Raw genomic sequence first — 24,684 nt, forward strand, 5'->3', positions numbered from 1 at the left:
GCCGACTTTCTTTTACAAGCATTCTGCAGGAATAAACGTAAAGTTTGGAATAAACATATGACCTTTTTGAAACGGAAACTTTATCTGCACCACATACCCGCAAGCAGCCTCCTTGTATCGTACCTTCCGTCCCTTTGTGATTTGTTTTGATTTGTCGTATACTGCGCTTGCCCGGGAAATGATGAATATTTTCGTTAACTATAATTTCCCTGTACCTCTTCGTATGTGGCTCTGCATGATGAAGTAGCTTCATGGCTCACCACTTTCATACACAGTTTCATTGCATGTTTAGCCATATCCCTCCTCTTTAAACAGCAAACCGTCCAATCCATTTCCCTCTTTCAGTTAACTTTCCCATTATTTTATATTCTTAGAAGCTCTTCATTTTAGACATAACATCCATTTTTTCTTATTTAGACTTAAATCTATGTCGAAATTTATCGTCCGGCATATTATGTACTATCCTAACAACAGGAGGTGGCAATAATATGGGGAACTACGGTGGAAATTACGGTGGAAGTTCTTTCGTATTGATCGTTGTGCTGTTCATTTTGTTAATCATTGTAGGTGCTGCATTCCTTTTCTAGCACATTGACGATTTATATTCGTCTCCCAAACATTGCATCCCTTAGTTCGGACAGACGCCATAAGAAGTTTTATGGCGTTTTTACTTTTTAAAAAAATCCATCTAAGATAACCATTTTTTATTTTTGCTCTGGTAAGCGGTAGAGTTTCCTCCCCTGCCTGCGCCAATATTGCCGCTATGAAGAATGAGGCGAATAATCCAATTCGGAATAAAAACTTGTTCATGAACAAAACCCCTAAATAGTTGTTAAAAAACTAAGGCGTTTTTAATTCATCAGGATTACAGATGTTGTGAACTTAAAAAGGATATTACTCACCCTTATAAAATTGTCATTCGTTAGATTTAGTCACTGAATCTTATTTGTTTGGTATCTTAGCGGCCTTCCACACTCATTTAAAAAGGGTCCGCCCACAAAATACGGTGTTCACACATCAAGTCATTTTCACATAAAAAAAAACCGGATTCCTCCTTTAAGAGGTTCCGGTCTTTTTTAGTTAAAATGCGGGAAATATCTGGTGACGTGCTGCACACCCCCGCTATTATAATATTTCAATAGAGCCTTCTGTTCCATGAACGCGTATTCGCTGCCCATCTTTTATCAATTGGGTTGCATTTTCAACTCCGACAACTGCAGGTAAGCCGTATTCACGCGCGATAACCGCTCCATGGGTCATCAGTCCGCCAACTTCAGTGACCAGGCCTTTTATGGATACAAACAATGGTGTCCAGCTGGGATCAGTATAAGGGGTAACTAATATATCCCCATCTTCCAAATCGGCATCTTCCATGTTTAAAATAACCCGTGCCCGCCCCTCTATGACTCCCGAGGAAACGGGCAGCCCTGCAATCGCACCGGCCGGGAGATTTTCTCGTTTGTACTCGCCTGTAACGATTTCACCGTCAGATGTGATAACACGCGGCGGAGATAGTTTTTCATATACTTGGTACTCGCCTTTTCGTGTGCTGATGATTTGGTAATCCAATTTATGTGTGCGTACGACTTCCTGAAGTTCTTCAAAAGTGAGATAGTATATGTCCTCTTTTTCATGAATAACGCCCGCTTCTGCGAGTTGTTCGGCTTCTTTCAGTAAAGCCTGCTTATAAACGAAGTAGCGGCTGATCATGCCGTATTTTGGATATTCTCTGAACCCGCTGAAGTTCCGGATGATGCGGATCATTCGTTTGGTTTCTTTGGCTTTTTGTTCACCATCCGGTAATTGCTTCAATCGGTCTAATAACTCTTGTTCTTTCTTCAATGCCTCCTGCCGCCCTTGCTCAAATTTCCGCTGGCTGGCATTTGGCTCAAAGTTTTTGAGATTATTAAGAATCATAGGGACAAGTGCAGTTGGTTTTTCGCTCCATCGAGTTCTTGTCATATCAATTTCTCCGGCACATCGCATTCCGTACTTGCTGAGATAAGCATAGATAGCGTCACGGGTTTCCCGCCCGCCTTCAAACGTCACCAGCCCATCCAAAAAGTGATCATCTTTTACATTCTCTAAATAGGCAATTACTTCTGGATAAGGGCGGATCACATCGGCGACGTCCAAAAGCGCAAGCCCCATTTCCGAGGTAATATTATGGGGTACAGATTGAGAAAGCGTATCTGCTGCGTTTTTTTCACCTAACCACTCGTTCATTTTTTCGTTAATCCATGATGAAGCATCCATTGCAGTTCGAATCAACACCGAACTTTTTGGGTTAAATAAAATCTTCTTTAATTCCTTGATATCTTCCAAAATAAAACGACATAAATCAGATCCTGATTTCGTCTGGATGTTTTGTTTTAACTCTTCTATCGATGCCTGACTGCTCTTAATCAAATCAGAAACAATTGCCGGATCGTTCTCAGCTTGATCCGGCATATCTGCATTGCCTTTGCCGGGAATCTGTGCCGTTTTATCAGGTATCGGCTTAATGAAATCATCTCGCTCTATTATGGTCATAAGTGCGTCTTTTAAGAGCGGATCGTGCTGCCCCATGCCTTTTAAGAAAACTTCTCTGACAGTAGGAGATGCCAGTTGATGTGTGACATCAACGAATAGCCTTCCGCCGGCTTTACGCATGGGTGCAGCAGTCGTCAACAGAAAAAATGACAATCCAAGGGGTTTTATGGGATCCGTCATCATTTGCTGATGACCAACAGAGATATAGACGTGATTTTCTTGATCGTTCGCTTCAGGAACGGGGTATAACGTTGTGATCGGCCGGCTTTGGACAATATAAAAAGTATCGCGGTCCAAACACCATTCGATATCTTGCGGCTGGCCGAAATGAGCTTCGATCTGTCTCCCGATACGTGCCAGCTGTAAAATTTGTTCATCAGTCAGTGTTTGAATCTTTTGCTGATCAAGAGCGATCTCCTGTGTTTCCGTTCCGCCTTCTTTTCGTCCATAGATTGCCAATTTTTTAGTTTCTATTCTCTTATCGACGATTTGCCGGTCCTGTACTTTATAACAATCGGCAGAGACTAAGCCGGAGACAAGTGCTTCACCAAGTCCAAAACCGGCATCGATGGACAGCAGCTTTCGGTTTCCGGTCATCGGATCAGCGGTAAATAAAATCCCCGAAGCCTGAGGGAACACCATCCTTTGAATGATAACGGATAAATAAACTTGGCTGTGATCAAACCCATTTTGCATACGGTAAATGACCGCGCGATCCGTAAATAGGGACGCCCAACATTTACTGATATGCTGCAAGATCGCATCGACCCCGGTAATATTTAAATAGGTGTCTTGTTGACCGGCAAAAGAAGCATGCGGTAAATCCTCAGCTGTCGCACTGGAACGTACGGCATAGGCATGTTCTTCGCCGAACCGGGAGAGATGGCAAGCAACTGCTTTGACTACATCTGAAGGAATTTCTGCTTCCATAATGGTTTGCCGGATTTTTTTGCTGACTTCACCAATTTGATTCCGATTCTCCACTTTCAGCATGGTCAGTTGATCCAACAGCGTTTGTAACGTTTCGTTTTGTTCAATGGCTTTTTGATATCCTGCGGTTGTGACACAAAATCCTTCCGGTACTTGTATTCCTTGAATTTTTGATAATTCCCCTAAATGTAACCCTTTTCCTCCAACGAGCAAAGGCTGTGTTTTTTCAATTTCGTGAATGCCGAGAACCAAAGAACTCATTCTATATCTCCCCTTCAAAAAAATTTGACAAGAGCTTTTCAGCATGATATAATCATAATATAAGGTGGATATCTATGACTTTTCACACAGAAAGCGCGCGTGTTCTGATTATATCACCGTGTCTGTTTTTGTGCAATATAAAAAGAACCTGGCCAATTTGGCGAGGTTCTTTCTTCATTTTTGTCGAAAGCTCTTTAAAGCTGTATTGAGATCTTTTGTGTGAACGTAAATGTTCTTATACAACTCGAATAGTGTTTTATATTTTTGAACATTTTTTTCTTTTGGATAAAATGCAGCTGCTTCATGAATGAACTGCTCTGCGCATTCTTCAAGAGAGTCAAACCACCCGCTTCCGAAGGCAGCTAACATCGCTGCCCCCATGGCGGGACCTTGTTCATTCTCTAACTTAACCACCCTCGTATTGAAAATATCAGCCTGCATTTGAAGCCACGTTTCATTTTTAGCTCCCCCGCCAATAGAGACAACCGTATCAACTGATTTTCCCGCTTCACGGAATAGCTCAATTGATTCATATAAAGAGAATGTGATGCCTTCCATTATCGCCCTCAAAAAGTGCTCTCTTTTATGGGCTCCGTCCATTCCGATCAAGCTTCCCCGAATAGATGAATCAGCATGCGGCGTTCTTTCACCGACCAAGTAAGGAGTGTACAGCAGTCCATTTGCTCCTATCGGAACAGATTCCACTCCCCGCAATAATTGTTCAAACGATTCGTTCGGCGCAAACGTTCTTTTAAACCAGTCCAAGCTGTACCCTGCAGCGAGCGTGACTCCCATCGTATAAAAAGAATCCTTCTTTCCATGATTAAAAAAGTGCACTTTCCCTTTAAAGTCCCTTTCTTTGTCTTCTTCACAGGAAAGTATGACTCCTGACGTTCCGATACTGCATAATGTTTTTCCGGAAGAAAGAATACCGGCTCCGACAGCACCGCAAGCATTATCTGCTCCCCCGGCGTACACTTTTGTTTTTTCCAACAGCCCAGTCTCCGCCGCAACGCTCGGAAGCAGCGATCCTACACAGTCATGGGATTCAACAAGCGGAGGACAAATTTCCGCTGAAATACCAAATTGATTGCAAATCTCATCGCTCCACTCTTTGCGGGTCATATGTAAAAGTAACGTTCCCGCCGCATCGGAGTATTCGGTGTGAATGGCGCCAGTCATGCGGAATCTCACATAGTCTTTCGGAAGCAAAAAAACAGCGGTTTTGTTAAAAAGTTCAGGCTCATGTTCCTTCACCCATAACATTTTAGGTAATGTAAACCCTTCAAGGACACGGTTTTTTGTGATATCAAGCAGATGATCGCCAAATGTCTCGGTAATCCTGCTACATTGAGGCGTCGTTCTGGTATCATTCCAAAGAATCGCATGACGCAGCACCCGCCGATCTTGGTCAAGCAGTACTAACCCATGCATTTGTCCTGAATAGCTAATCCCGTCAATATCCCCGGCTTGAACGTTGGATATCGAAACCAATTCAGCCAATGCTTCAATTGTTTGCTGCACCCAGTCTTCAGGATTTTGCTCACTATATCCCGCCTTCTCTTGGATGAGCGGGTAACTTTTGGACGTTTCTGCACAAACCTTGCCGTTTTGATTGACTAAAATGGTTTTAACGGCACTCGTTCCAAGGTCTATTCCAATGACATACTTCATTTTTTCACTCCTTCCTCTCTAAATAGATCCCCATTGGAATGGTCCGCCATAACAGTAACTTCATGACGGGCAATTCCGGGAACTTGGCTGCCTGCATCTTTCACAGCGGGATCTGGAGCTTCTTTTTTCATTTGTTATACCTGTAAAATGTATTGATTTAATATCGCTTTTAACCGCTCCTGTCTCCCTGATTCGTTTTTAATTGGCTGATTGTTTAGCGCATATTGCTCAAGTGTCTTAAAATCAGCTCTTCCTTCTGTAATTTCAAGACCAATCCCTTCAGTAAAGCTGCGGTAACGGTGTTGAATCACATCTTCAAACACACGATCTTCGATTAATTTGTGGGCGGCTTTCAACCCTCTTGCAAATGTATCCATCCCTGCAACATGGGCATATAGTAAATCATCAGGCTCAAAAGAAGATCTCCTGACCTTTGCGTCAAAGTTTAATCCTCCGCTTCCAAGACCGCCATTTTGCAGAATTTCGTACATGGCTAATGTCGCAGAATATAAATCTGTCGGAAATTCATCTGTGTCCCAGCCTAAAAGCGGATCACCCTGATTCGCGTCAACAGAGCCAAGAAGGCCATGCACTCTCGCCATGCGTAATTCATGTTCGAATGTATGCCCGGCTAATGTGGCATGATTGGCTTCGAGATTTAATTTAAAATGATTGTCTAAGCCATATTGCTTTAAAAAGGCAATGGTTGTTGCTGCGTCCGTATCATATTGATGGGTGGTCGGCTCTTTTGGTTTTGGTTCAATCAAAAACTGCCCTGTATACCCGATTTCCTTCGCATAATCCACTGCCATATGCATAAATCTGGCCATATTATCAAGCTCAAATTTTAAATCGGTATTTAACAAAGTTTCGTACCCTTCACGTCCGCCCCAAAATACATAGTTCTCGGCGCCAAGCTCTTTTGCTGTTTCTAATCCTTTTTTTACTTGGGCTGCGGCATACGCAAATACATCTGCGTTACAAGAAGTCGCCGCACCATGGACGAAACGGGGATTCGTAAACATGTTTGCAGTATTCCATAATAACTTAACGCCGCTGGTTCTCATGTAGTCTTTTATCATGTCCACGATTATATCCAGATTTTGATTTGTCTCTTTTAACGTACTTCCTTCCGGTGCGATATCCCGGTCATGAAAAGCAAAAAATGGCGCATCCAGTTTTTCAAACAGCTCAAACGCTGCATCTACCCTCGCTCTCGCCAGATCCATGCCTTTATAGTGATCCCACGGTCTCTGCATCGTAGCTGCGCCAAAAATGTCTGTGCCGTCAGCGGTAAATGTATGCCAATAGGCAATAGAAAATCGCAAATGCTCTTTCATCGTTTTTCCGCCAATTACTTCTTGAGAATTATAGTATTTAAATGCTAAAGGATTCGTGGATTCTTTCCCTTCGTAAATCACTTTGTTTACGCTTTCAAAATAGTTGACTGAACCGGAATGAGAGTGAGCCATGTGTGATTTCCCCCTTAAAAATAAATTCTAAACATGATCATTCAAATACAGATGCTTTTATGTCATGTTGCACATTAGTTTGTTGCCCAAACAAACTAACTTATTTTCATCTTATATAACCTCATCAGTATTTTCAATATTTTTTTTAGTTTTTTACGAACACATTAGATATAATAAAGGTTGGATTCGCTATGTACTGCGTTTCGCACGATAACACAGAACGTTCAACTTAATTTAAAGATTATACAAATGGAGTGGATGAAGTGGATATCGCTGATCAAGCCTTTGTCAAAAAAGTTAACCAAAAGTTATTACTAAACGAAATACTTAAGAATTCTCCTATTTCAAGAGCAAAATTATCTGAAATGACCGGATTAAATAAATCAACTGTTTCGTCACAGGTAAACACATTAATGAAAGAAAACCTCGTATTTGAAATCGGTCAGGGACAATCAAGCGGCGGCAGAAGACCCGTCATGCTTGTTTTTAATAAAAAAGCAGGATACTCCGTAGGAATAGATGTTGGCGTGGATTATGTTAATGGCATTTTAACAGATCTTGAAGGGACGATCGTCCTTGATCAACACCATCATTTGGAATGCAATTCTCCAGAAATCACTAAAGATATTTTAATTGAGATGATTCATCACTTTATTGCAAATATGCCGCAATCTCCATACGGTCTTATTGGTATAGGGATATGCGCGCCTGGGCTGATTGACAAAAATCAAAAAATTGTTTTCGCTCCTAACTCCAACTGGAGAGATATTGACTTAAAATCTTTCATCCAAGAAAAGTTCAATGTGCCCGTTTTTATTGAAAATGAGGCAAATGCCGGCGCATATGGAGAAAAAGTATTTGGTGCTGCAAAAAATCACGATAACATTATTTATGCAAGTATCGGTACAGGGATAGGGATCGGCGTTATGATCAACAATCATTTATATAGAGGGGTTGGCGGATTCTCTGGAGAAATGGGACATATGACAATAGACTTTAAGGGTCCTAAATGCAGCTGCGGAAACCGAGGCTGCTGGGAATTGTATGCTTCAGAGAAGGCTTTAGTAACATCTCTTCAGACGAAAGAGAAAAAAGTGTCCAGCCAAGATATCATAGACCTCGCCCATCTAAATGATGTTGGAACTTTACAGGCATTACAGAATTTTGGTTTCTATTTAGGAATAGGCCTGACCAATATTTTAAATACATTTAATCCGCAAGCCATCATTTTAAGAAACAGCATCATTGAATCGCATCCTATGGTTTTACATTCAATTAAAAGTGAAGTGTCATCCAGGGTTTATTCCCAACTAGACAATAGCTATGAATTATTACCATCTATCTTAGGAAAAAATGCCCCTGCTCTAGGAATGTCCTCCATTGTTATTGATCATTTTCTCGACATGGTTCATAACTGAAATGTACATACTTCTATGTTTTACGCTCATCTTTAAAGATGGGTTTTTTTATTCTAGGCGTATTTCTGAATCAATACTGACATAGGCACTTTCTAATATGAAAAAGGAGTTCTAAAATAGAAATCTCCTTTTTCATGTGCTAATTATTTTTCTTTATAACGAAAATATCTGAAGTCGGCCGAAATATGATGACCGCTCGTATCTTGGCATTGCATCCCTACAAAAGCTCCTGTAAAGAATCCCCCGCCGCGGATGTAATCATCTGATAATTTTTTCGATTCCAATGCAATGTCGATTTTGTGCCAATCTTCTTTGTTAAATGAATACAAATAATAATATTTTTCGTTTTCAATATTCACTTTTAAATAGACATACTTGACTTCACGAGGAATCACAATTTTATTTTTTAATGGCTGTGAAAAAGAAAAGTTATCACATATCGTTAATTCAAGAATACGGCCAAGTTCTTCATCATACGTGACTTGAAGAGCCGTCCAGTTCTCTGTATTGTAATAGTTCACCAAACCAGCGGCTTGCTGAAAATTTTCCGGATAAAACGCAACAGCCGTTTCCGCTTCAAAATGGAGACTTTGCCAGCGTCTGGCTACAAATGCCTGAGTAAATGTCGAAGTTAAGGATTCATGGCCGTATAATCGTAAATGATTTGGTACTTGAGTTAATGACCCTAATTTCTCCGTAAACGGAATTCTTAACGTTTGAAAATTAATATTTAATGTTGCATCCTCAAATTCATCAACTTCCGGATACGTGTCTTCAAACATTGTTTCTGGTATAGAAGGCGCATCCACTTCCAAGCTCCCTTCTATTCCGCCTTCTACATATGGCCAGCCATCTTTCCAATAGAGCTTTTGAATAGCTGTTTCTCTGCCCAGAGGACAATATCCTCTCTGCTGAAAAATTGAATCATCGTCCGGATGAATGGGACGTCCCGTTAAATGAGCTAAATACCACTCGCCTGTATGTGTTTGTACAATGGATGCATGTCCGCATTTTTGCAGCGGATTTTCCGGCGCATGCCATGACGTTAAGATTGGATTATCAGGATGAACTTCATATGGGCCTTCAATATTTGCAGAACGGGCAATTGTAGCAGCATGTTCGAACCGCGTTCCTCCTTCTGCGGTTAATAAATAATAATAGTTCCCGATACGGTAAAGGTGCGGCGCTTCTGTCAGCTTTCTTTCGGTTCCTTTAAATATCACTTTCGGTTTACCGATTAGTTTTCGCTCCTCATCAGAATATTCCTGCATGACAATGCCTCCAAAGGAGTGCCGATCAATACGCTGATCCCATAACATATTTAATAAATATTTTTTCCCATCCGTATCATGGAACAAAGAAGCATCAAATCCCGAGCTGTTTAATGTGATCGGCTCCCCCCAATCACCAGTAATCGTGTCACAAGTCACTAAATAATTGTGACAATCTTTCCAGGCGCCATCTACGACCTTAACATCCGTATAAATCAGCCAAAACTTTCCGTCACTGTAACTTAAACATGGCGCCCAGACCCCGCCTGAATTAGGATTTCCTTTCATGTCTAATTGCGATACTCTCTGTAATGGATGTGCAACCAACTGCCAGTTGACTAAATCTTTTGAGTGGTGTATCTGGACTCCCGGAAACCACTCAAATGTAGATACAGCGATATAATAATCCTCTCCAACCCTGCAAATACTCGGATCGGGATTGAATCCTTTAAGTACTGGATTGATAATCTTCATTTTGAACTCCTCTTCAGCTATTTTCTGTTGACTCATCACGTTTTAAGCTTTGAAATCGTCAATATGATCCAAATAAACTTTGTCTCTATTCTCTAATTCTCGAACCATGCTTTTATATTTTTTCTCATCTAAGTTATAAAAATTAATATCAATCATGGCCAGAACCAGTAAGAACACGGGAATAATGGTTGCTGTAATTAAAATTCCCGTTAATGCCGCCGGGGTTTGTGCCTGATTTGCCACATATCCAAACTGATCAAGAACCAGACCCGGCACAACCCCTCCCAAGGCCATGCCGAATTTAAAGAAAAACCCGATAATAGCGTATATGAGACCGCCCATTCTTTTCCCGGTCTTATACTCTCCATATTCTATTGTTTCAGGAATAAGCGCCCACATATATCCCCCGGCAGTGAGACTTCCTGCAGCGGCCAGCAATCGAAAGGAAAGTATCAGGAATACATTACTTGGCGGAACAAACAGTAAAGCTAAGAGGCCGATCATATTCAGTAATAATGCATAGTTTAGTAATTTCTTCTTCCCTAATAATTGATGAAGCTTTGGAATAAACGGTAAAATGACCAAAGCAGGCAAACTTCCCAACAAACCGTACCACTTCACTAAATCCGCTCTTTCTAAATTATACGTTACGTAATAGATGCCAACCGAATTACTGATTGAATTCACTCCAAAAATAATAATAAAGAAAATACTTAATACAACTAGAGGCCGATTAACACGAAACTGCTCAAATATATCCGAAAATTTAATTTTTTCTTCGGATTTTTGAAGCGTGACACGCTCTTTTGTGCTTTTAAAACAAAAGATTAAAAGGCACCCGCCTATAACTCCCATAATACCCATGGTTAGCTGCCAGCCAAGAGATTCGCTGCCGGAATTATCGCTTAAATAAGCAGCCAGTAAGGGAACAAAAAATGCAACGACAAGTCCCCCAATATTCGCAAATAACATACGGACAGACGTTATACTAACAACTTCTTGATTATTTCTGGTCATAGCAGATGTTAACGCGCCATATGGCACGTTTATCATGGTGTATGTAAGCGATAAGCCGACATAGGTGATATAGGCATATATTAATTTCCCCATATCCGAAAAATCCGGGGTTGTAAAACAGAGTATTGCCAATATGACAAAGGGAAAAGCTCCGAATAAAAGATACGGTCTAAAGCGGCCAAACCTGCTATTTGTTCTGTCAACTATTGTTCCAATAAAAGGATCAGCGAGAGCGTCGATGATTCTAACCACTAAAAACATCGTCCCGGCTGTTGCTGCCGATAAACCAAAAACATCTGTATAGAAGAACAAAAGATACGTAGACACTGTTGCATAAATTAAATTACAAGCAAAATCTCCAGACGCATATCCAACTTTTTCAACCATGCTGATCTTCTTTACATTTTCACTGAGCATGATTTCTCCCCTTTTCGATCCTTTACATAAGGAACATGATGAATGGTATAACATTTTCTTTAAAATTATCAGCCAGTGAGCGACATATAAAAGCGCTTTCAAAAAATGACAGCGGTTTACTTTCACAGAGCATTTTCAACATCCAAATGGTGATCAGATAGCAGTGAACAGGATAAAAGCTTGGCTTTCGCTTTTTATACACCTCCAATTAAATCGAGCCTCTTATCCCCTCCCATTTAAGACCTTTACATGATGAACAATTAAAGTGGTTTCATTAGTTTGTTGATCGAACAAACTAACTTGATTTCATATTATAAAATCTTTTCTGCTTTTTCAACTCTTTTTTCAGAGAATTTAAATCGGTCTGAAATAAATTGATTGATTGATTCTCGTCAGCAATTTCACACTGTATTCCCTTTGGATTCAAGCCATCGAGCTATTCCACTTGTCATACGCAATCTCCCCTATGGCCAAAAACGGTTTATAATATAGGTGCCAGAAGAGCTGAAATCATTCAGTTTAAAACTGAAATCCTAAATTATGAGATAACTGAGGATCAATCTTATGTCATGGCTCTCAAAGTTCTTGAAAAAGAAAAATGCGAAGGAAAACCTCTTGACTACGATTAAAACCGAAACTCTGGAATACTTAAAGATTTGACATGAACAATGTGGATATGACCACGAGTATCTATTTACCACACAGTACGGTGGCCAACCAAGACAAATGTCAGAGGGTTTGGCTGACTATTTTTGTTCTGATGTTCTTTCTGATATCCCCGGCCGCCGTATTAACCCCCACCTCTTTAAGGCCTCCTGTATTACCTACCTTCTTGAGGTCAAGAAAATTAAGATAGAGCTCGTGAGTAAATATGTTGCACAGCATAATGATATGTCTACAACAATTAAGCATTACGATCTTCGTGATTTTAAAGAAGAAAAAAATCAAATCTTCTCGTAAACATTATGAGTCTCTTCAATCCTCACCAAAGTTCAATTGAGAATATGCAACAGCAAATTGATGAATTGGCAGAAGCTGTTGCTGAATTAACTAGGCAGCTTGATACTAAAGCTGATAAGAATCAATTCGGGTCTAAACAGATTGATGAATCCAAAATCAGTGATGGTAAAGTTCTTGTTTACAACGCAAGTACCGGTAAACTTGAATACGGAAAGATTAAAAAAAGCCTGTTGGGAGACATATCAATTGATTTGCTTTAGGCAGCACTCTTTATGAAATTCCTCTTTTATGCAGAATCAAAATCCTTCAATTGAGGGATTTTGCTTATGTATAGAATTCACGACTTGCTTTCACAGTAAGAGTTAATTTGAGTGACAATACCTTTGATCATTTTTAAATAAAATTGTAAAGTATCTAATACAGGCTTTCTAGTTTTCTCAAACGAAAAGTATGCATTTACTTTCCCATTATATTGAGATGTATACGGATTGTTATTTAAATCTTTGACAGGGACACCATTAACCGAAAACGGATGCTCAGATCCCTTAAACTGCAAATTAGACATATTAATTCCTGGGATTGTAGCATAGTTAATAACACCCGACTTTAATTTTTTATTCCTTGTCAACTTTATATGCTTACTTTCATTTGTAATATTCTTAAACTCTTTTAACCAAAAATCCCCACAATAAAAAGGTTGACTTTTTTTAAGCAACTGAAAGATCTCCTTATGATCAGACTCTAATCCAACAAAGCACTTGTTCACCTCTTTATCAAAAGTTTTTTCCTGAGGATAGCATGGAAAATAGATTTTCCGTTTAATATGATTTATGTTACTGTGTCTTAATTTTGCCTTTTCCAAACAAAAAATTTCAAATAAATCATATGCTGCATAATCTAATGATGAATTTAAGGTTTCTAAAAAATTCTTAACTTTAAAACTCAAAGAACGATCTAGGTCTTCGATCAGAGCCTGTTCATGTAATGTAACAATTTTTTCAAAAATATCAGTTGCTTCTTCTATTAAATAAAGTGAATCGCTCATGGTTTACCCCCTTAATTGACCAATAATAACTAACTATAGCAAAACAAGGAGGGAAAAACATGGAAAAGAACGAAATTATAAAAATTTTTGAAGAGGTTCTTGAAGATTGGTTTTCAATTGAATTATTTGTTGAAATGCAATGCGGTGGTGAAAGCGAGTATTTAGAAGAAAAAAGAGATTTTATTAAAACAAGGTTTATGGAAGCGATAAATAAATGATTGTTTTTCAGTTAGATACGCTTAACACTTTATCTTGTCTGCCGATAGTAAGATGAGGTGTTGATAATGTTTAACAAAACAGCTGTTCGACGGAAATTGGCTGAACTGGATGCAACAGAGTTAATAAAATTTATAAGAACAGAATTTCCGTCCACTGGACAAGATATCAATTCATTAAATACAAAGCTTCAGGTTTTAAAATCTTTGAATCATGAGGAATTATCTGCAGCTATAGCAAGGATGTCAAGAATTGAAACAGCGTGCGATGTTTCAAAAACGATATCATTATCCGCAATCGTTGTAACAAGTATAACTCTTTTATTTAAAACAGTGTTCGGTGATAATAGCTCAGTAATGTCCTTTTTGGTAATTCTTTGTGTTATAGCCGTATATAGATACACTGCACTTGATAAAAATACTCATACGACTGCTGTGTATTTTAAAGACCTCCTCATTAGAATAAAAAGTGATAAATAAACAATCTGCATTCATACTACCCTAATGGAAACCATGATATAATGTAGGAAAATAATACTGGTGGTGGTTGGATGGGTTATAAGATTATGGCTTATGGCGGCTATTTTTTATTCAGCCTTTTCTTCTGTTTAATGGATGGTTGGAAACCTCTGGGAGTTTGCTTAACAATCCTAGGCTTACTTATATTAGCTACTGAACCGTACAGGATAAAATCCGCAGCGCTTGCAGATAAGATTAAAAAAAATGCTGAAATGCTAAAGGTCTACGATAGCGAATTTAATCCTGATAATTTCTTTAGCACTTATAAAACCAAAATTGCTTACAATGAAGATAAAGCTATCCTTAAGGTATATCAGCTTAATGGCGAAGAAATAAACGAGTATGTTATCCCTTTTGACCAAATTATTCAATCTGAAATCTCACTGGATGACCAGGTGATTTCGAAGGTTGCCAAATCAGGGATTATTGCTGGAGGATTATTAGGTGGTGGAATCGGTGCAGCAATTGGCGGTTTGTCAGCCTCCTCTACTCAAACAGAAATGGTGAAGTCAATTACGCTTAAAATTACAGTCGAAAACCTTAAAAATCCTATACACTATATCCACTTCCTTCCTTCTCGTGAGGATGATGGATATGAACCTCAAGGTTATAAAAAAGACGGAAATATAATTCAACAGGCTTTGAAAAACGCCGAATATTGGCAAAGTGTTATGGATGTAATTATTAAGAAAACAAGTACAGTCGCTCAATAATTTGAGTGGCTTTTTTATTTGCTCTGATTAGCCCCACTTGAAAGGATGTGACTTATTTTTGAGTCAAGATTTAAAAATAATACTGACCCCAAAAGCTGATACCTCCTCAAAGACTGTCGAACAGTTAAATCAGCAAATTAAATCTTTAGAGAAAAAGCTTAATTCCCTTAATTTAAAGACCAATATTGATGCCTCTGCTTTAAAGACTTACCAAAAACATCTCAAATCCTTCAATCAAACAGTTAAAGAAACGACAACGGTTCCTATCTTATTATGGGTTTACAAAAAATCAAAACAAGAATATGTTACAATTCTTAAGAGGTGAATAGAGTGAAAAAGCTCTTCAAAGTTTTTTTATTTATTTTTATAGGTGCTGCTTTTTTAGTTTTTAACGGTTGGCATCTTTTAAATTCCTTTGCCGCTCCGGAATATTATCAAAAAAACAAAATTTCTTCTTCGGATATTGCAAAATTTCAAAGAAATTTCAATATACATTTCCCAGATAAAACCCACTTTATAAAAGCAGAGGAATATCTAACGAGTTTAGGAGGCGATGATTCAATAAAACTTTATATCTCTGTGCCTTCTAATCAAATAAAACAATTATTTGCTGATTATTCTTACCTGCCCATTCATTATAATAATAAAGACTTCAGTAATTACGGGGTAAATATCTCAAAATCCAAAAGCGGCGATACATATATCACACTTCAAACAGCAGATGACAAAGGATATATATTTGATATAAAAAAAGACCCTGAGTGGAGTTATAAGGGTGTCACAGGAACTCAATATCTCACCACTACTATTTTGTATAATGCTCTGTTTATTTTAATCGTATATGTCTGTAACAAAATGTATAGAAAACATAAATCTTAATCAATATCCGTATATCAATAACTCTTTAAGTCGAATAAGAAAAAGACCTCTGAATGTTGGAGGTCTTTTTTAAATACTTGATTTTCATTTTTTAATTCTTATGTTCACCTATCAAACCTGGTCCAATGCAATGCAGTGCCTCAGGTGTTTAAGAAACAGCTTGTAAGATCGCTTTTGATCTGTATTATTTCTTATTCCGTCCATCACAAATTCAAGTTTTCTCCTTTTTCATTATCTTTTTCAAACAAGCTTAACTGCTGATCAAGCAAGATCGATAAATACCCATCTTTACGATGTGCGTTACCCGCCGCCGGTGTTCGGTATCGTGCGCCACCAGCCTTCTCTTTCTGCTGCTTTACAAGAACAAATTCGAGAATAAACCAATGTTACATGATGACTATAAGCAGGATCAATTTAGAATTCTGCTGTAGAGTTAGATTCATAACTTCAAATTTTTTTGGTCATATTCTGGTAAAGGACCAAAATTATCGACCTCTTAATCTTTTGACCAAAACTTAAAAATCCCCTGACACCAATAGTGCCAAGGGATTGAGAGATTAATACTGAGACATGTATTGTTCGCGCTCCCACGGATGAACCTGTGTGCGGAACATATCCCATTCGATTTCTTTTGCTTCGATGAAGTGTTCGAACAGGTGCTCGCCGAGCGCTGCAACCATGACTTCGTTTGATTTGAATTCGTCGAGAGCTTCCGCCAGTGTCGCCGGAAGATCTACGATGCCGTTTTCCATGCGCTCTTCTTTGCTCATGACGTAGATGTTGCGGTCAATCGGAGCCGGTGCTTCAAGTTTGTTTTTGATTCCGTCAAGGCCTGCTGCAAGCAATACGCTTAACGCCAAGTACGGGTTTGCCGCCGGGTCTACGCTGCGGACTTCAACACGCGTACTGATGCCGCGGGAAGCCGGGATACGGATCAGCGGGCTTCTGTTTTGCGCGCTCCATGCCACGTAGCAAGGTGCTTCATAGCCCGGAACAAGGCGTTTGTAAGAGTTCACTGTCGGGTTTGTGACAGCCGTAAAGCTTGTCGCGTGTTTTACGATACCGGCAATGAAATGTTTTGCTGTTTCACTCAGCTGAAGATCAGCGTCTTTATCAAAGAATGCGTTAACGCTATCTTTAAAGAGTGATAGGTTGCAGTGCATACCGGAACCGTTTACGCCGAACAGCGGTTTTGGCATGAATGTCGCATGCAGACCGTGTTTGCGGGCGATCGTTTTGACAACCAATTTGAAAGTTTGGATGTCGTCACAAGAACGGATGGCACCGGCATATTTAAAATCGATTTCGTGCTGTCCCGGAGCAACTTCATGGTGAGATGCTTCGATTTCAAAGCCCATTTCTTCAAGCTCAAGCACGATATCGCGGCGGCAGTTTTCTCCCAAGTCAGTCGGAGCCAGGTCGAAGTATCCGCCTTTATCGTTCAATTCAAGCGTCGGTTCGCCTTTTTCATCTAATTTAAACAGGAAGAATTCAGGCTCAGGTCCAAGATTGAAATCGCTGAAACCGAGTTCTTTCATTTCTTTCAGAATCCGTTTGAGGTTGTTACGCGGGTCACCTTCGAACGGCGTGCCGTCCGGATTGTAAATGTCACAGATGAAGCGTGCTACTTTACCTTTTTCAGCCGTCCATGGGAAGATTACAAATGTGTTCAGATCAGGATATAAGTACATATCAGACTCTTCGATACGGACGAAACCTTCGATGGAAGAACCGTCGAACATGCATTTATTATCAAGTGCTTTTTCAAGCTGGCTCACAGGAATTTCCACGTTTTTAATCGTTCCGAGAATGTCTGTGAATTGAAGGCGGATATACTTTACGTTTTCCTCATTTACTAATTTTACGATGTCTTCTCTTGTGTACTTTGCCATTTCGTAAAACTCCTCCTCTAAAAGGTAAATGTATATAGCAAAACAGTTGCTAACGGATTAATGAAAGAATCGGGACATGTCACCTTGGCGGAAAGTATTTCCCCGCTGGAAACGGCCTGCCTGCATCAGTTCGTTTTTCAGAAGCTTTCTGAGTTCGTCATCAGACAGATCGTGCTTCATCGGTTTGGCGGTTTTTTCGGATTTTTCTTCCGGTTCGGCAGATGCCTTATCCAGAATTTGTTTGATCCCCGCCATATTGACGCCTTGTTCAATCAGATTTTTGATTTCTAACAGTTTATCTACATCATGGAATGAAAATAATCGTCTATTTCCTTCGCTTCTCGCTGGAAATATCAATCCATTTTCCTCATAATATCGAATTTGCCGGGCAGAAAGTTCTGTTAACTGCATGACAATCCCAATTGGAAATAAAGGCATTGAGCGGCGAATGTTATCACTCATCTCAATTTCCTCCTTTTCTTATCTTAGTCTCATTATAGGTGATGTTATATTTTGTGTCAACACAATGTAAGGAATCTTAACATCGAATTCTTTGAAAATTGCAAACGGCCTAGATCAGCTCTTTTTCCATTAAAGCATTTACGGCGCTGCAAATCGCATTTTTCACGTGCGCGTAGGTTAATCCTCCTTGGACATACGCGACATAAGGCGGTCTGATAGGTCCATCTGCTGATAATTCAATGCTTGCTCCCTGTACGAAAGTGCCCGCTGCCATAATGACATCGTCTTCATATCCCGGCATATAGCTCGGATAAGGCGTCACATGCGCATTAATCGGTGAAGCATATTGTATCGCCTGGCAAAAAGCGATCATCTTATCAGGGTCCTGAAACTCAACTGATTGAATCAGATCCGTTCTCGGCGCATTCCATGCAGGGTTTGACGTAAAGCCGAGCTTTTCAAGAAAACGGGCGGTAAATACCGCTCCCTTCAAGCTTTGCGCCACTACATGCGGAGCGAGAAAGAAACCTTGATACATTTCCTGCAGCGAATAAAGCGAAGCCCCGGCTTCACTTCCGATTCCCGGGGAGGTCATCCGGTAAGAGCAGGCCTCAATCCACTTGGCTTTCCCTACAAGATAGCCGCCCGTTTTAGCAAGGCCGCCGCCCGGGTTTTTAATCAGGGAGCCGGCCATAAGATCCGCTCCGACGTGGCAGGGTTCCCGCTCTTCTGCAAATTCTCCGTAGCAATTGTCCACAAAAACAATGACATCTTCTTTGATTTCCTTTACGAAACGAATCATCTCTTCAATTTCATTTATTCTGAAAGACGGACGATTCGCATATCCTTTTGAACGCTGGATGCCGATCACTTTTGTATTCGGCCGGATTGCAGCCCGGACCGCTTCAAAGTCCACTCTGCCTTCTGATGTTAAATCGACTGCATTATATCCGATTTGAAATTCCTTTAGCGAGCCTGAATACTCCCCGCCTCTTACTCCGACGATTTCCTCGAGTGTATCGTAAGGCTTGCCTGTTATATAAAGCAATTCGTCCCCGGGTCTCAGCACACCGAAGAGCGCGATTGAAATCGCGTGCGTTCCGGAAATGATTTGCGGCCGCACGAGTCCCGCCTCTCCTCCGAACACATCAGCATAGATCTTCTCCAGTGTATCTCGTCCGATATCATCATAACCGTATCCGGTTGAAGGCGTAAAATGCGTATCGCTTACTTTATGTTTTCTGTAGCTTTGCAGGACTCTCCATTCATTCCGTTCACTGATTTCTTCTATTCTTTTATGAACGGCGGAGATTTCCGCTTCTGTTTCTTCGGCGGTTTTTTGTAAAAGAGCGCCGTGGGTCAGTGTGTCAAACATGTTGTGTATACCTTCCTTACATGAATTTCTTCAGTTCTCCGAGTATGCTTTGTTCTTCCTGTACATAACCTGAGACTTCGTAGCGTTCATTTTCTTCATTAAAATAAAGGCTGTCGATCATGGTCTCTGATTTGATGCGTGACATCAATTTGCCTTCGGCGGCAGGCACATGAACTTCATACGGCGTCATCAGCTCCCGTCGCAAATAAGCTTCGATTTCCGCTTTTAGTTTTGCTTCATCCCCGGCGATTCTGGCGCTGATCATGATGTGGCCTTCTCCCGCTGTCGGGATGAAGTCAGGAAGTGTCTCATCACGTTTGTTATAAGCGGTCAGCACCGGAATATCATCTGCCTCAAGCTCTTTTAACAGACCGAGGACCGTCTGTTCATGTCCGGCATAATCTTCATTGGATGAATCAATGACATGAATGATCAAGTCTGCTTCCTTCACTTCCTCAAGCGTTGAGCGGAAAGCGGCAATCAGCGTCGTCGGCAGATCCTGAATGAAGCCGACCGTATCAGACAAAAGGACGCTGTAGCCGCTTGGGAGCGCCATCTTTCTCGTCATCGGATCAAGTGTTGCAAACAGCAGATCTTCTTCATAGCTGTCTGAGCTCGTTAATTGATTGAACCATGTTGATTTTCCGGCATTGGTATACCCGACGAGCGCAGCCTGAAGCACGCCGTTCTTTTTTCGTCTCTCCCGATAACGGCTTCTGTGGCGGATAACCGTTGAAAGCTGCACGTTAATTTCGTGTATGCGGTTTCTAATGTGGCGCCGGTCTGTTTCAAGCTTTGTCTCACCGGGCCCTCTCGTCCCGATTCCGCCGCCTTGTCTTGAGAGATTGATTCCTTGTCCGCTCAGACGCGGCAGCGCGTATTGAAGCTGGGCCAATTCGATCTGAAGCTTTCCTTCTCTCGTCTTCGCCCTTTTTGCGAAAATATCCAAAATTAGCTGCGTGCGGTCGATGATCTTCGCTTCAATTGCAGTGGCGAGTGATTTAAGCTGGCTCGGTGACAGTTCATCATTAAAAATGACCAGATCCGCTTCAAGCTCTTCACACAGCGCCTTCAGCTCGTCTACTTTCCCCTTGCCTATATATGTAGCGGCATCCGCTCTGTTCCGTTTTTGCGTAATCCGGGTCAGCACCGTTCCGTCAGCCGTTTTTGTCAATGAAGCAAGCTCTTCCATGGAATGTTCAAAATGCTCATCTGTCATGTGCGGAAGCTGGCAGCCGACCAAAATGACCGTTTCTTTTTTTCCTTCCTGTTCGTTCAAATGGATGTTCCTTTCTGTGTCGTATTGGGCAGTAGTACTATCATACCAAACCCGCAGGGCGTATACCACACATCCGGCGGGTTTTAAAGAGAGAAATAAAAAAGAGACCCCTCAGACCGGCTGAGAGGTCTATTCGTGAGCTGCCGCCTCATCTTTTATAAGTAAATCCTGGCTCTTGATCGTCATTAAATCGTTTTTTAAGTATTGGTCTCCCATTAAAAGTCTCATAGCCTGAGCGCGGATCGATTTTTCAATCACGTTTCTGACAAAGCGCCCGTTGCTGAATTTAATGGGGCTTGTCGTGCTTTTCACTGTCATTAAATAATCTTTTAACTTCCACTCGGCTTCCTGGCTTAATTGATACTCCCGCTCTGCTATCATGCGCTTTGCGATGTCCATCAGCTGAGTGACAGAGTAATCCGGGAAATCGATGCTGATAGGGAAACGCGATTGCAGGCCGGGATTTAATGACAGGAAATGTGTCATTTCTCTCGAGTACCCTGCCAGGATCAGAATAAATTCATGCTGTTTGTCTTCCATATGCTTGACAAGCGTATCAATCGCCTCTTTACCGAAATCCTTTTCTCCGCCCCTTGCAAGTGAGTATGCTTCATCAATGAATAAAATGCCGCCGAGCGATTTTTTAATCAGATCTCTCGTTTTTTGCGCCGTGTGTCCGATGTATTCACCGACCAGATCGGCACGTTCCGCTTCGATCAGATGTCCTTTGGAAAGCACGTTCATTTCGAAGAAAAGCTTGCCGATCAGTCTCGCGACGGTGGTTTTCCCGGTGCCAGGGTTCCCTTTGAACATCATATGAAGAGCTTGTTTTCCGACTTTCAGCCCTTGTTCGGCCCGTTTTTGGTTGACGAATATCCACGCGTAAATTTCTTTAATATTGCGTTTCATTTCTTCCATACCCACTAATGTGTTCATTTCTTTTTCAATTTCTTTCAGAATGCTGTGTTTGGCTTCATTTTTTTGCAGGGCGGCCTGATATTCCGCCTCAGCTTCCGCATTTGTCAGCACTTGCTTTTGGCCATTAAGAATGATGTTAATTTGTCCGTTATTTTTATAGGTTACAGCGCGCTCCAACATGCTCACCTCTCTGTTCTCTCTTTATCTTACTCATGATGAAGCGGTTCCGTGACATCCGCCTATCATCATGAGAACCGTTTTCCTCTTTATCTGTCACTTTTTCCGTTCTCTTCGGGAATGATGTTGAATCCTGCGCTTTCCCGAGAAATATTTTTCATTTCTTATTGTATTCAACAGAAACGGGAGGACAAACCATTTATTTTTATTTTCCGGGAAATGTTGGGTATGTTTCTCATTTTTCTCATGAATGACAGCCGTACAAGCACCTTTTGAATCTCATCATATGCTGTAATGAGGTGATGGAGAATGGTTAAAATTTTTATAGACCCCGGTCATGGCGGAACTGATTCAGGTGCAACCGGAAACGGACTTCAGGAAAAAGCGGTCACGCTGGAGATCGCGCTGGCTTTGCGCACGATTCTGACGAATGAGTATGAAGGAGTTTCTGTCACGATGAGCAGGACAAGCGATAAGACGGTCAGCCTGACGGAAAGAACGGATGCCGCCAACAGCTGGGGCGCAGATTATTTTTTATCCATTCATATTAACTCAGGAGGCGGAACCGGATTCGAAAGCTATATTTACCCCGGTGTCGGAGCGCCGACCTCGACTTACCAATCAGCCGTCCACACGCAAGTGATTCAAGCATCAGGTTTTAATGACCGAGGAAAAAAAACAGCCAACTTCCATGTGCTGCGGGAGACAAGTATGCCGGCGATTTTGACGGAGAATGGTTTTGTTGATACGTCAGCTGATGCAAACAAACTGAAAACAGCCAGTTTTATTGAAAGCCTTGCAAGAGGACATGCCAAGGGCTTGGAGCAAGCTTTCGGTCTAAAAAAAAAGGCTGACTTATATAAAGTGCAAATCGGTGCATTCAAAGTGAAAGCAAATGCTGATGCGCTTGCCGCCGATGCGGAGTCTAAAGGTTTTGACGCGATTGTGCTTCCAAAAGGCGGCTTATTTAAAGTGCAGATCGGCGCATTCTCTTCCAAAGATTATGCTGAAGCGTTGGCAGCGCGGGCCGAAAAAGCCGGATTTGATGCCTTCATTGTGCAAGACTAAATGAAAAAACCCCTGCTCTCCCTTTTTTGGGACGAACAGGGGTTTTTTGTTATTGAAGTATATCGGCGACAAACTGAGACCAAGCTTCAAGACGCTGATACACATTTTCCTCTTTCAGTTCGCTCAGTTTCATCCAGCGCCCGGCGATTTGATCTTTTTCTTTCACTTCGACTTGTGCCGCAGACGCTAACTGGAGCGCAGAAAGGATGCCGATATGCACCTTCCCTACATCGTTTTCATCATCATTAATCAGGCCGAGTGTGACAATGTTTTGTTTGTCCTCCTCGCAAATGTACAGTTCTTCCGCCAGCTCCCGGTCGGTATTCTGTTTCAGCACTTCCGAAAATGAAGCCGCCCCTTCCATAGGGTTCATGTGTCCGCCGAAGCCGAGAGAAAGCTTATTATGGAGGCGCGATTCCCCTCCGCCCGCGAGCCGTTCATACACAAACACCTCATCATCGCGGCGGATGACGACATACGGAATCGGCTGTTTAAATCGCGGGTCCTCTTCCGCGTCGCCTCTTCTGATTTCAAAAAAATGCGCCTCAATTTGAGCCATAATTTTTACGATACGTTCATCCTCGCTGTTGACTCCCTGAAATGTCAGCATTTCGTTTTGAAAGACGTCACTCCGCGGTGCAGCCAAGATGATTTCATCCATTTTATTCATGCCCGTTCCTCCTGTTTTACCTCTCCATTCAAGCCAAAAGAGCAGATATTATATCTGCTCTTCATCTTGGCCAAAATAAAAATCTTCGTCCTTAATCGGTTCTACCGTCGCCTTTTTGTAGCCGTTCCCTTTCATGGAGAAGAAATCATGTGATTTTGTTTTGGTGTTTAATCCGTTTAATACGATCGGATTAATATCCTCTTCTTCAAAGTAAGGATCGAACCCTAAGTTCATCAAAGCTTTATTGGCGTTATAGCGGATGAATTTCTTTACATCGTGTGAGAGTCCGACTTGATCGTACAAGTCCTCTGTATATTCAAGCTCATTTTCATATAACTGATTCAGAAGGTCAATCGCAAATTCACGAAGCTCTGCTTTTTTCTCTTCTGTCTGTTTATTATAAATTTCCTGAGCAAGGAGACCGACATACACGCCGTGAATCGCTTCGTCACGAAGGATCAGGTTAATGATCTCACCGCTTTGCATCAGTTTTCCTTGTCCGTAGAAATATAACGGATAATAGAAACCGCTGTAGAAAAGGAAGCTTTCCAGATAGACGGAAGCAACCATCGCTTTGAACAGTGAAATTTCATCATCTTTTTGAATGGCTTTGTAAAGCCCGACAATCATTTGCGCTTTTTTCTGCAAATATTTATTTTGTTTAACCCATTCAAATACTTCATTAATCGTTTCAGTCGGAGCAAGCGTCATAAAAATATTTGAATATGATTTTGCGTGCACCGCGTTTTCCATCATCGCCATGAAATTAAGAACCGCTTTTCGCTGATGGCCTTCGACGTGCTCGGCCACAATCGGCATGCCCGTGTTCCCCTGCTCTGTATCAAGCAGTGTCAGGCCGGCGAGCACCTTCATGTACGTATCCTGCTCATTTTTACCCAAATACTTCCAAGTGAGAAGATCGCCGTTTAATGCGATCTCTTCCGGAAGCCAAAACTGCTTTACGTTTTGGTTGTAAAACATTTGGGTGAAATCATCTTCATGCTTTGACCAGTTTGCTGCGTCATAAATTTTTGTCACTGTAAACT

The 24,684-nt window shown here is 41.1% G+C and carries 23 protein-coding genes and 3 pseudogenes; 10 read left to right on the forward strand and 16 right to left on the reverse strand.

Features of this window, described 5'->3' with window-relative positions; all coding sequences use genetic code 11:
• The first annotated feature begins 488 nt into the window (after positions 1-488).
• The gene (locus OTK50_RS00575; RefSeq protein WP_003154037.1) at positions 489-587 is read left to right on the forward strand and encodes a YjcZ family sporulation protein; all 99 of its coding nucleotides are present in this window, start codon (positions 489-491) and stop codon (positions 585-587) included.
• Here OTK50_RS00575 and OTK50_RS00580 read toward each other — a convergent pair.
• The 5 genes from OTK50_RS00580 to xylA all read right to left on the reverse strand — a co-directional run bounded on the left by OTK50_RS00580 (position 559) and on the right by xylA (position 6,869).
• The gene (locus OTK50_RS00580; protein ID WP_007611667.1) at positions 559-810 is read right to left on the reverse strand and encodes a hypothetical protein; all 252 of its coding nucleotides are present in this window, start codon (positions 808-810) and stop codon (positions 559-561) included. The two genes, OTK50_RS00575 and OTK50_RS00580, sit on opposite strands and share 29 nt — an antisense overlap.
• 315 nt (positions 811-1,125) lie before the next feature.
• Complete coding sequence (ppsA, locus tag OTK50_RS00585) at positions 1,126-3,723, reverse strand: phosphoenolpyruvate synthase (protein WP_045207483.1); 2,598 nt, start codon at positions 3,721-3,723, stop codon at positions 1,126-1,128.
• 174 nt (positions 3,724-3,897) lie between these two features.
• Entirely contained in the window at positions 3,898-5,397 is a 1,500-nt protein-coding gene (gene xylB / locus OTK50_RS00590; RefSeq protein ID WP_224224295.1) for a xylulokinase, read from the reverse strand.
• Positions 5,394-5,528, reverse strand: coding sequence for a hypothetical protein (locus OTK50_RS00595; RefSeq protein ID WP_266121819.1), 135 nt, complete (start codon positions 5,526-5,528; stop codon positions 5,394-5,396). The genes xylB and OTK50_RS00595 overlap by 4 nt, the downstream gene beginning before the upstream one ends.
• A gap of 3 nt (positions 5,529-5,531) precedes the next feature.
• Positions 5,532-6,869, reverse strand: coding sequence for a xylose isomerase (gene xylA / locus OTK50_RS00600; RefSeq protein ID WP_224224294.1), 1,338 nt, complete (start codon positions 6,867-6,869; stop codon positions 5,532-5,534).
• Between the two features lie 263 nt (positions 6,870-7,132).
• Here xylA and OTK50_RS00605 point away from each other — a divergent pair, with 263 nt between their 5' ends.
• Positions 7,133-8,287 carry a xylose repressor gene (locus OTK50_RS00605; RefSeq protein ID WP_032875010.1) on the forward strand — a complete coding sequence of 385 codons (1,155 nt, stop codon included), beginning with the start codon at positions 7,133-7,135 and terminating at the stop codon, positions 8,285-8,287.
• 143 nt (positions 8,288-8,430) lie between these two features.
• On the opposite strand, the gene xynB is transcribed toward OTK50_RS00605, so the two are convergent.
• Together xynB and OTK50_RS00615 are read right to left on the reverse strand one after the other, a co-directional pair.
• A complete protein-coding gene (xynB, locus tag OTK50_RS00610; protein ID WP_224224293.1) occupies positions 8,431-10,032 on the reverse strand; it encodes a xylan 1,4-beta-xylosidase in 1,602 nt (533 codons plus the stop codon).
• A gap of 42 nt (positions 10,033-10,074) precedes the next feature.
• Entirely contained in the window at positions 10,075-11,466 is a 1,392-nt protein-coding gene (locus tag OTK50_RS00615; protein ID WP_224224292.1) for an MFS transporter, read from the reverse strand.
• Between the two features lie 482 nt (positions 11,467-11,948).
• Here OTK50_RS00615 and OTK50_RS00620 point away from each other — a divergent pair.
• Both OTK50_RS00620 and OTK50_RS00625 read left to right on the forward strand, forming a co-directional pair.
• Positions 11,949-12,426, forward strand: a pseudogene (locus OTK50_RS00620) (site-specific integrase); the annotation flags it as partial.
• A gap of 44 nt (positions 12,427-12,470) precedes the next feature.
• Positions 12,471-12,686, forward strand: a complete 216-nt coding sequence (locus OTK50_RS00625; protein WP_224224291.1) for a hypothetical protein — start codon at positions 12,471-12,473, stop codon at positions 12,684-12,686.
• A gap of 77 nt (positions 12,687-12,763) precedes the next feature.
• Here OTK50_RS00625 and OTK50_RS00630 read toward each other — a convergent pair whose 3' ends face one another.
• Positions 12,764-13,471 carry a hypothetical protein gene (locus tag OTK50_RS00630; RefSeq protein ID WP_224224290.1) on the reverse strand — a complete coding sequence of 236 codons (708 nt, stop codon included), beginning with the start codon at positions 13,469-13,471 and terminating at the stop codon, positions 12,764-12,766.
• A 59-nt stretch (positions 13,472-13,530) separates the two neighbouring features.
• Here OTK50_RS00630 and OTK50_RS00635 point away from each other — a divergent pair, with 59 nt between their 5' ends.
• The 5 genes and pseudogenes from OTK50_RS00635 (at position 13,531) to OTK50_RS00655 (ending at position 15,797) form a co-directional block, all read left to right on the forward strand.
• Positions 13,531-13,689: a hypothetical protein gene (locus OTK50_RS00635; RefSeq protein ID WP_224224289.1), complete on the forward strand. Its 159-nt coding sequence runs from the start codon at positions 13,531-13,533 to the stop codon at positions 13,687-13,689.
• Positions 13,690-13,755: 66 nt separating this feature from the next.
• Complete coding sequence (locus OTK50_RS00640; RefSeq protein WP_224224288.1) at positions 13,756-14,166, forward strand: hypothetical protein; 411 nt, start codon at positions 13,756-13,758, stop codon at positions 14,164-14,166.
• A gap of 71 nt (positions 14,167-14,237) precedes the next feature.
• Positions 14,238-14,918 (forward strand): immunity protein, encoded by a 681-nt coding sequence (locus OTK50_RS00645; RefSeq protein ID WP_206583821.1) that lies wholly within the window; start codon positions 14,238-14,240, stop codon positions 14,916-14,918.
• 58 nt (positions 14,919-14,976) lie between these two features.
• A pseudogene (locus tag OTK50_RS00650) lies at positions 14,977-15,180 on the forward strand (phage tail tape measure protein); the annotation flags it as partial.
• A 68-nt stretch (positions 15,181-15,248) separates the two neighbouring features.
• Positions 15,249-15,797 carry a hypothetical protein gene (locus tag OTK50_RS00655; protein WP_174737478.1) on the forward strand — a complete coding sequence of 183 codons (549 nt, stop codon included), beginning with the start codon at positions 15,249-15,251 and terminating at the stop codon, positions 15,795-15,797.
• A gap of 148 nt (positions 15,798-15,945) precedes the next feature.
• Here the strand turns inward: OTK50_RS00655 and OTK50_RS19905 are convergent.
• The 6 genes and pseudogenes from OTK50_RS19905 to spoVK form a co-directional block, all read right to left on the reverse strand.
• Positions 15,946-16,063, reverse strand: a pseudogene (locus tag OTK50_RS19905) (DNA polymerase); the annotation flags it as partial.
• Positions 16,064-16,354: 291 nt separating this feature from the next.
• Entirely contained in the window at positions 16,355-17,689 is a 1,335-nt protein-coding gene (gene glnA, locus OTK50_RS00660) for a type I glutamate--ammonia ligase (protein ID WP_007410365.1), read from the reverse strand.
• A gap of 57 nt (positions 17,690-17,746) precedes the next feature.
• Positions 17,747-18,151, reverse strand: a complete 405-nt coding sequence (glnR, locus tag OTK50_RS00665; protein ID WP_007611631.1) for a transcriptional repressor GlnR — start codon at positions 18,149-18,151, stop codon at positions 17,747-17,749.
• Between the two features lie 109 nt (positions 18,152-18,260).
• Positions 18,261-19,526: an aminotransferase class I/II-fold pyridoxal phosphate-dependent enzyme gene (locus OTK50_RS00670; protein ID WP_007410367.1), complete on the reverse strand. Its 1,266-nt coding sequence runs from the start codon at positions 19,524-19,526 to the stop codon at positions 18,261-18,263.
• A 16-nt stretch (positions 19,527-19,542) separates the two neighbouring features.
• On the reverse strand, positions 19,543-20,805 hold the full coding sequence (hflX, locus tag OTK50_RS00675) for a GTPase HflX (RefSeq protein ID WP_015239904.1): 1,263 nt from the start codon (positions 20,803-20,805) through the stop codon (positions 19,543-19,545).
• 129 nt (positions 20,806-20,934) lie between these two features.
• A complete protein-coding gene (gene spoVK / locus OTK50_RS00680; RefSeq protein WP_015417523.1) occupies positions 20,935-21,903 on the reverse strand; it encodes a stage V sporulation protein K in 969 nt (322 codons plus the stop codon).
• 306 nt (positions 21,904-22,209) lie between these two features.
• Here spoVK and OTK50_RS00685 point away from each other — a divergent pair, with 306 nt between their 5' ends.
• The gene (locus tag OTK50_RS00685) at positions 22,210-22,968 is read left to right on the forward strand and encodes an N-acetylmuramoyl-L-alanine amidase (protein WP_174737476.1); all 759 of its coding nucleotides are present in this window, start codon (positions 22,210-22,212) and stop codon (positions 22,966-22,968) included.
• A 49-nt stretch (positions 22,969-23,017) separates the two neighbouring features.
• Here the strand turns inward: OTK50_RS00685 and OTK50_RS00690 are convergent, their stop codons facing one another.
• The gene (locus OTK50_RS00690) at positions 23,018-23,638 is read right to left on the reverse strand and encodes a hypothetical protein (RefSeq protein ID WP_224224286.1); all 621 of its coding nucleotides are present in this window, start codon (positions 23,636-23,638) and stop codon (positions 23,018-23,020) included.
• 48 nt (positions 23,639-23,686) lie between these two features.
• The gene (gene nrdF, locus OTK50_RS00695; protein ID WP_012117608.1) at positions 23,687-24,676 is read right to left on the reverse strand and encodes a class 1b ribonucleoside-diphosphate reductase subunit beta; all 990 of its coding nucleotides are present in this window, start codon (positions 24,674-24,676) and stop codon (positions 23,687-23,689) included.
• Between the last annotated feature and the right edge of the window lie 8 nt (positions 24,677-24,684).

This window comes from Bacillus sp. NEAU-CP5 (assembly GCF_026420705.1).
Classification (GTDB): Bacteria; Bacillota; Bacilli; order Bacillales; family Bacillaceae; genus Bacillus; species Bacillus velezensis.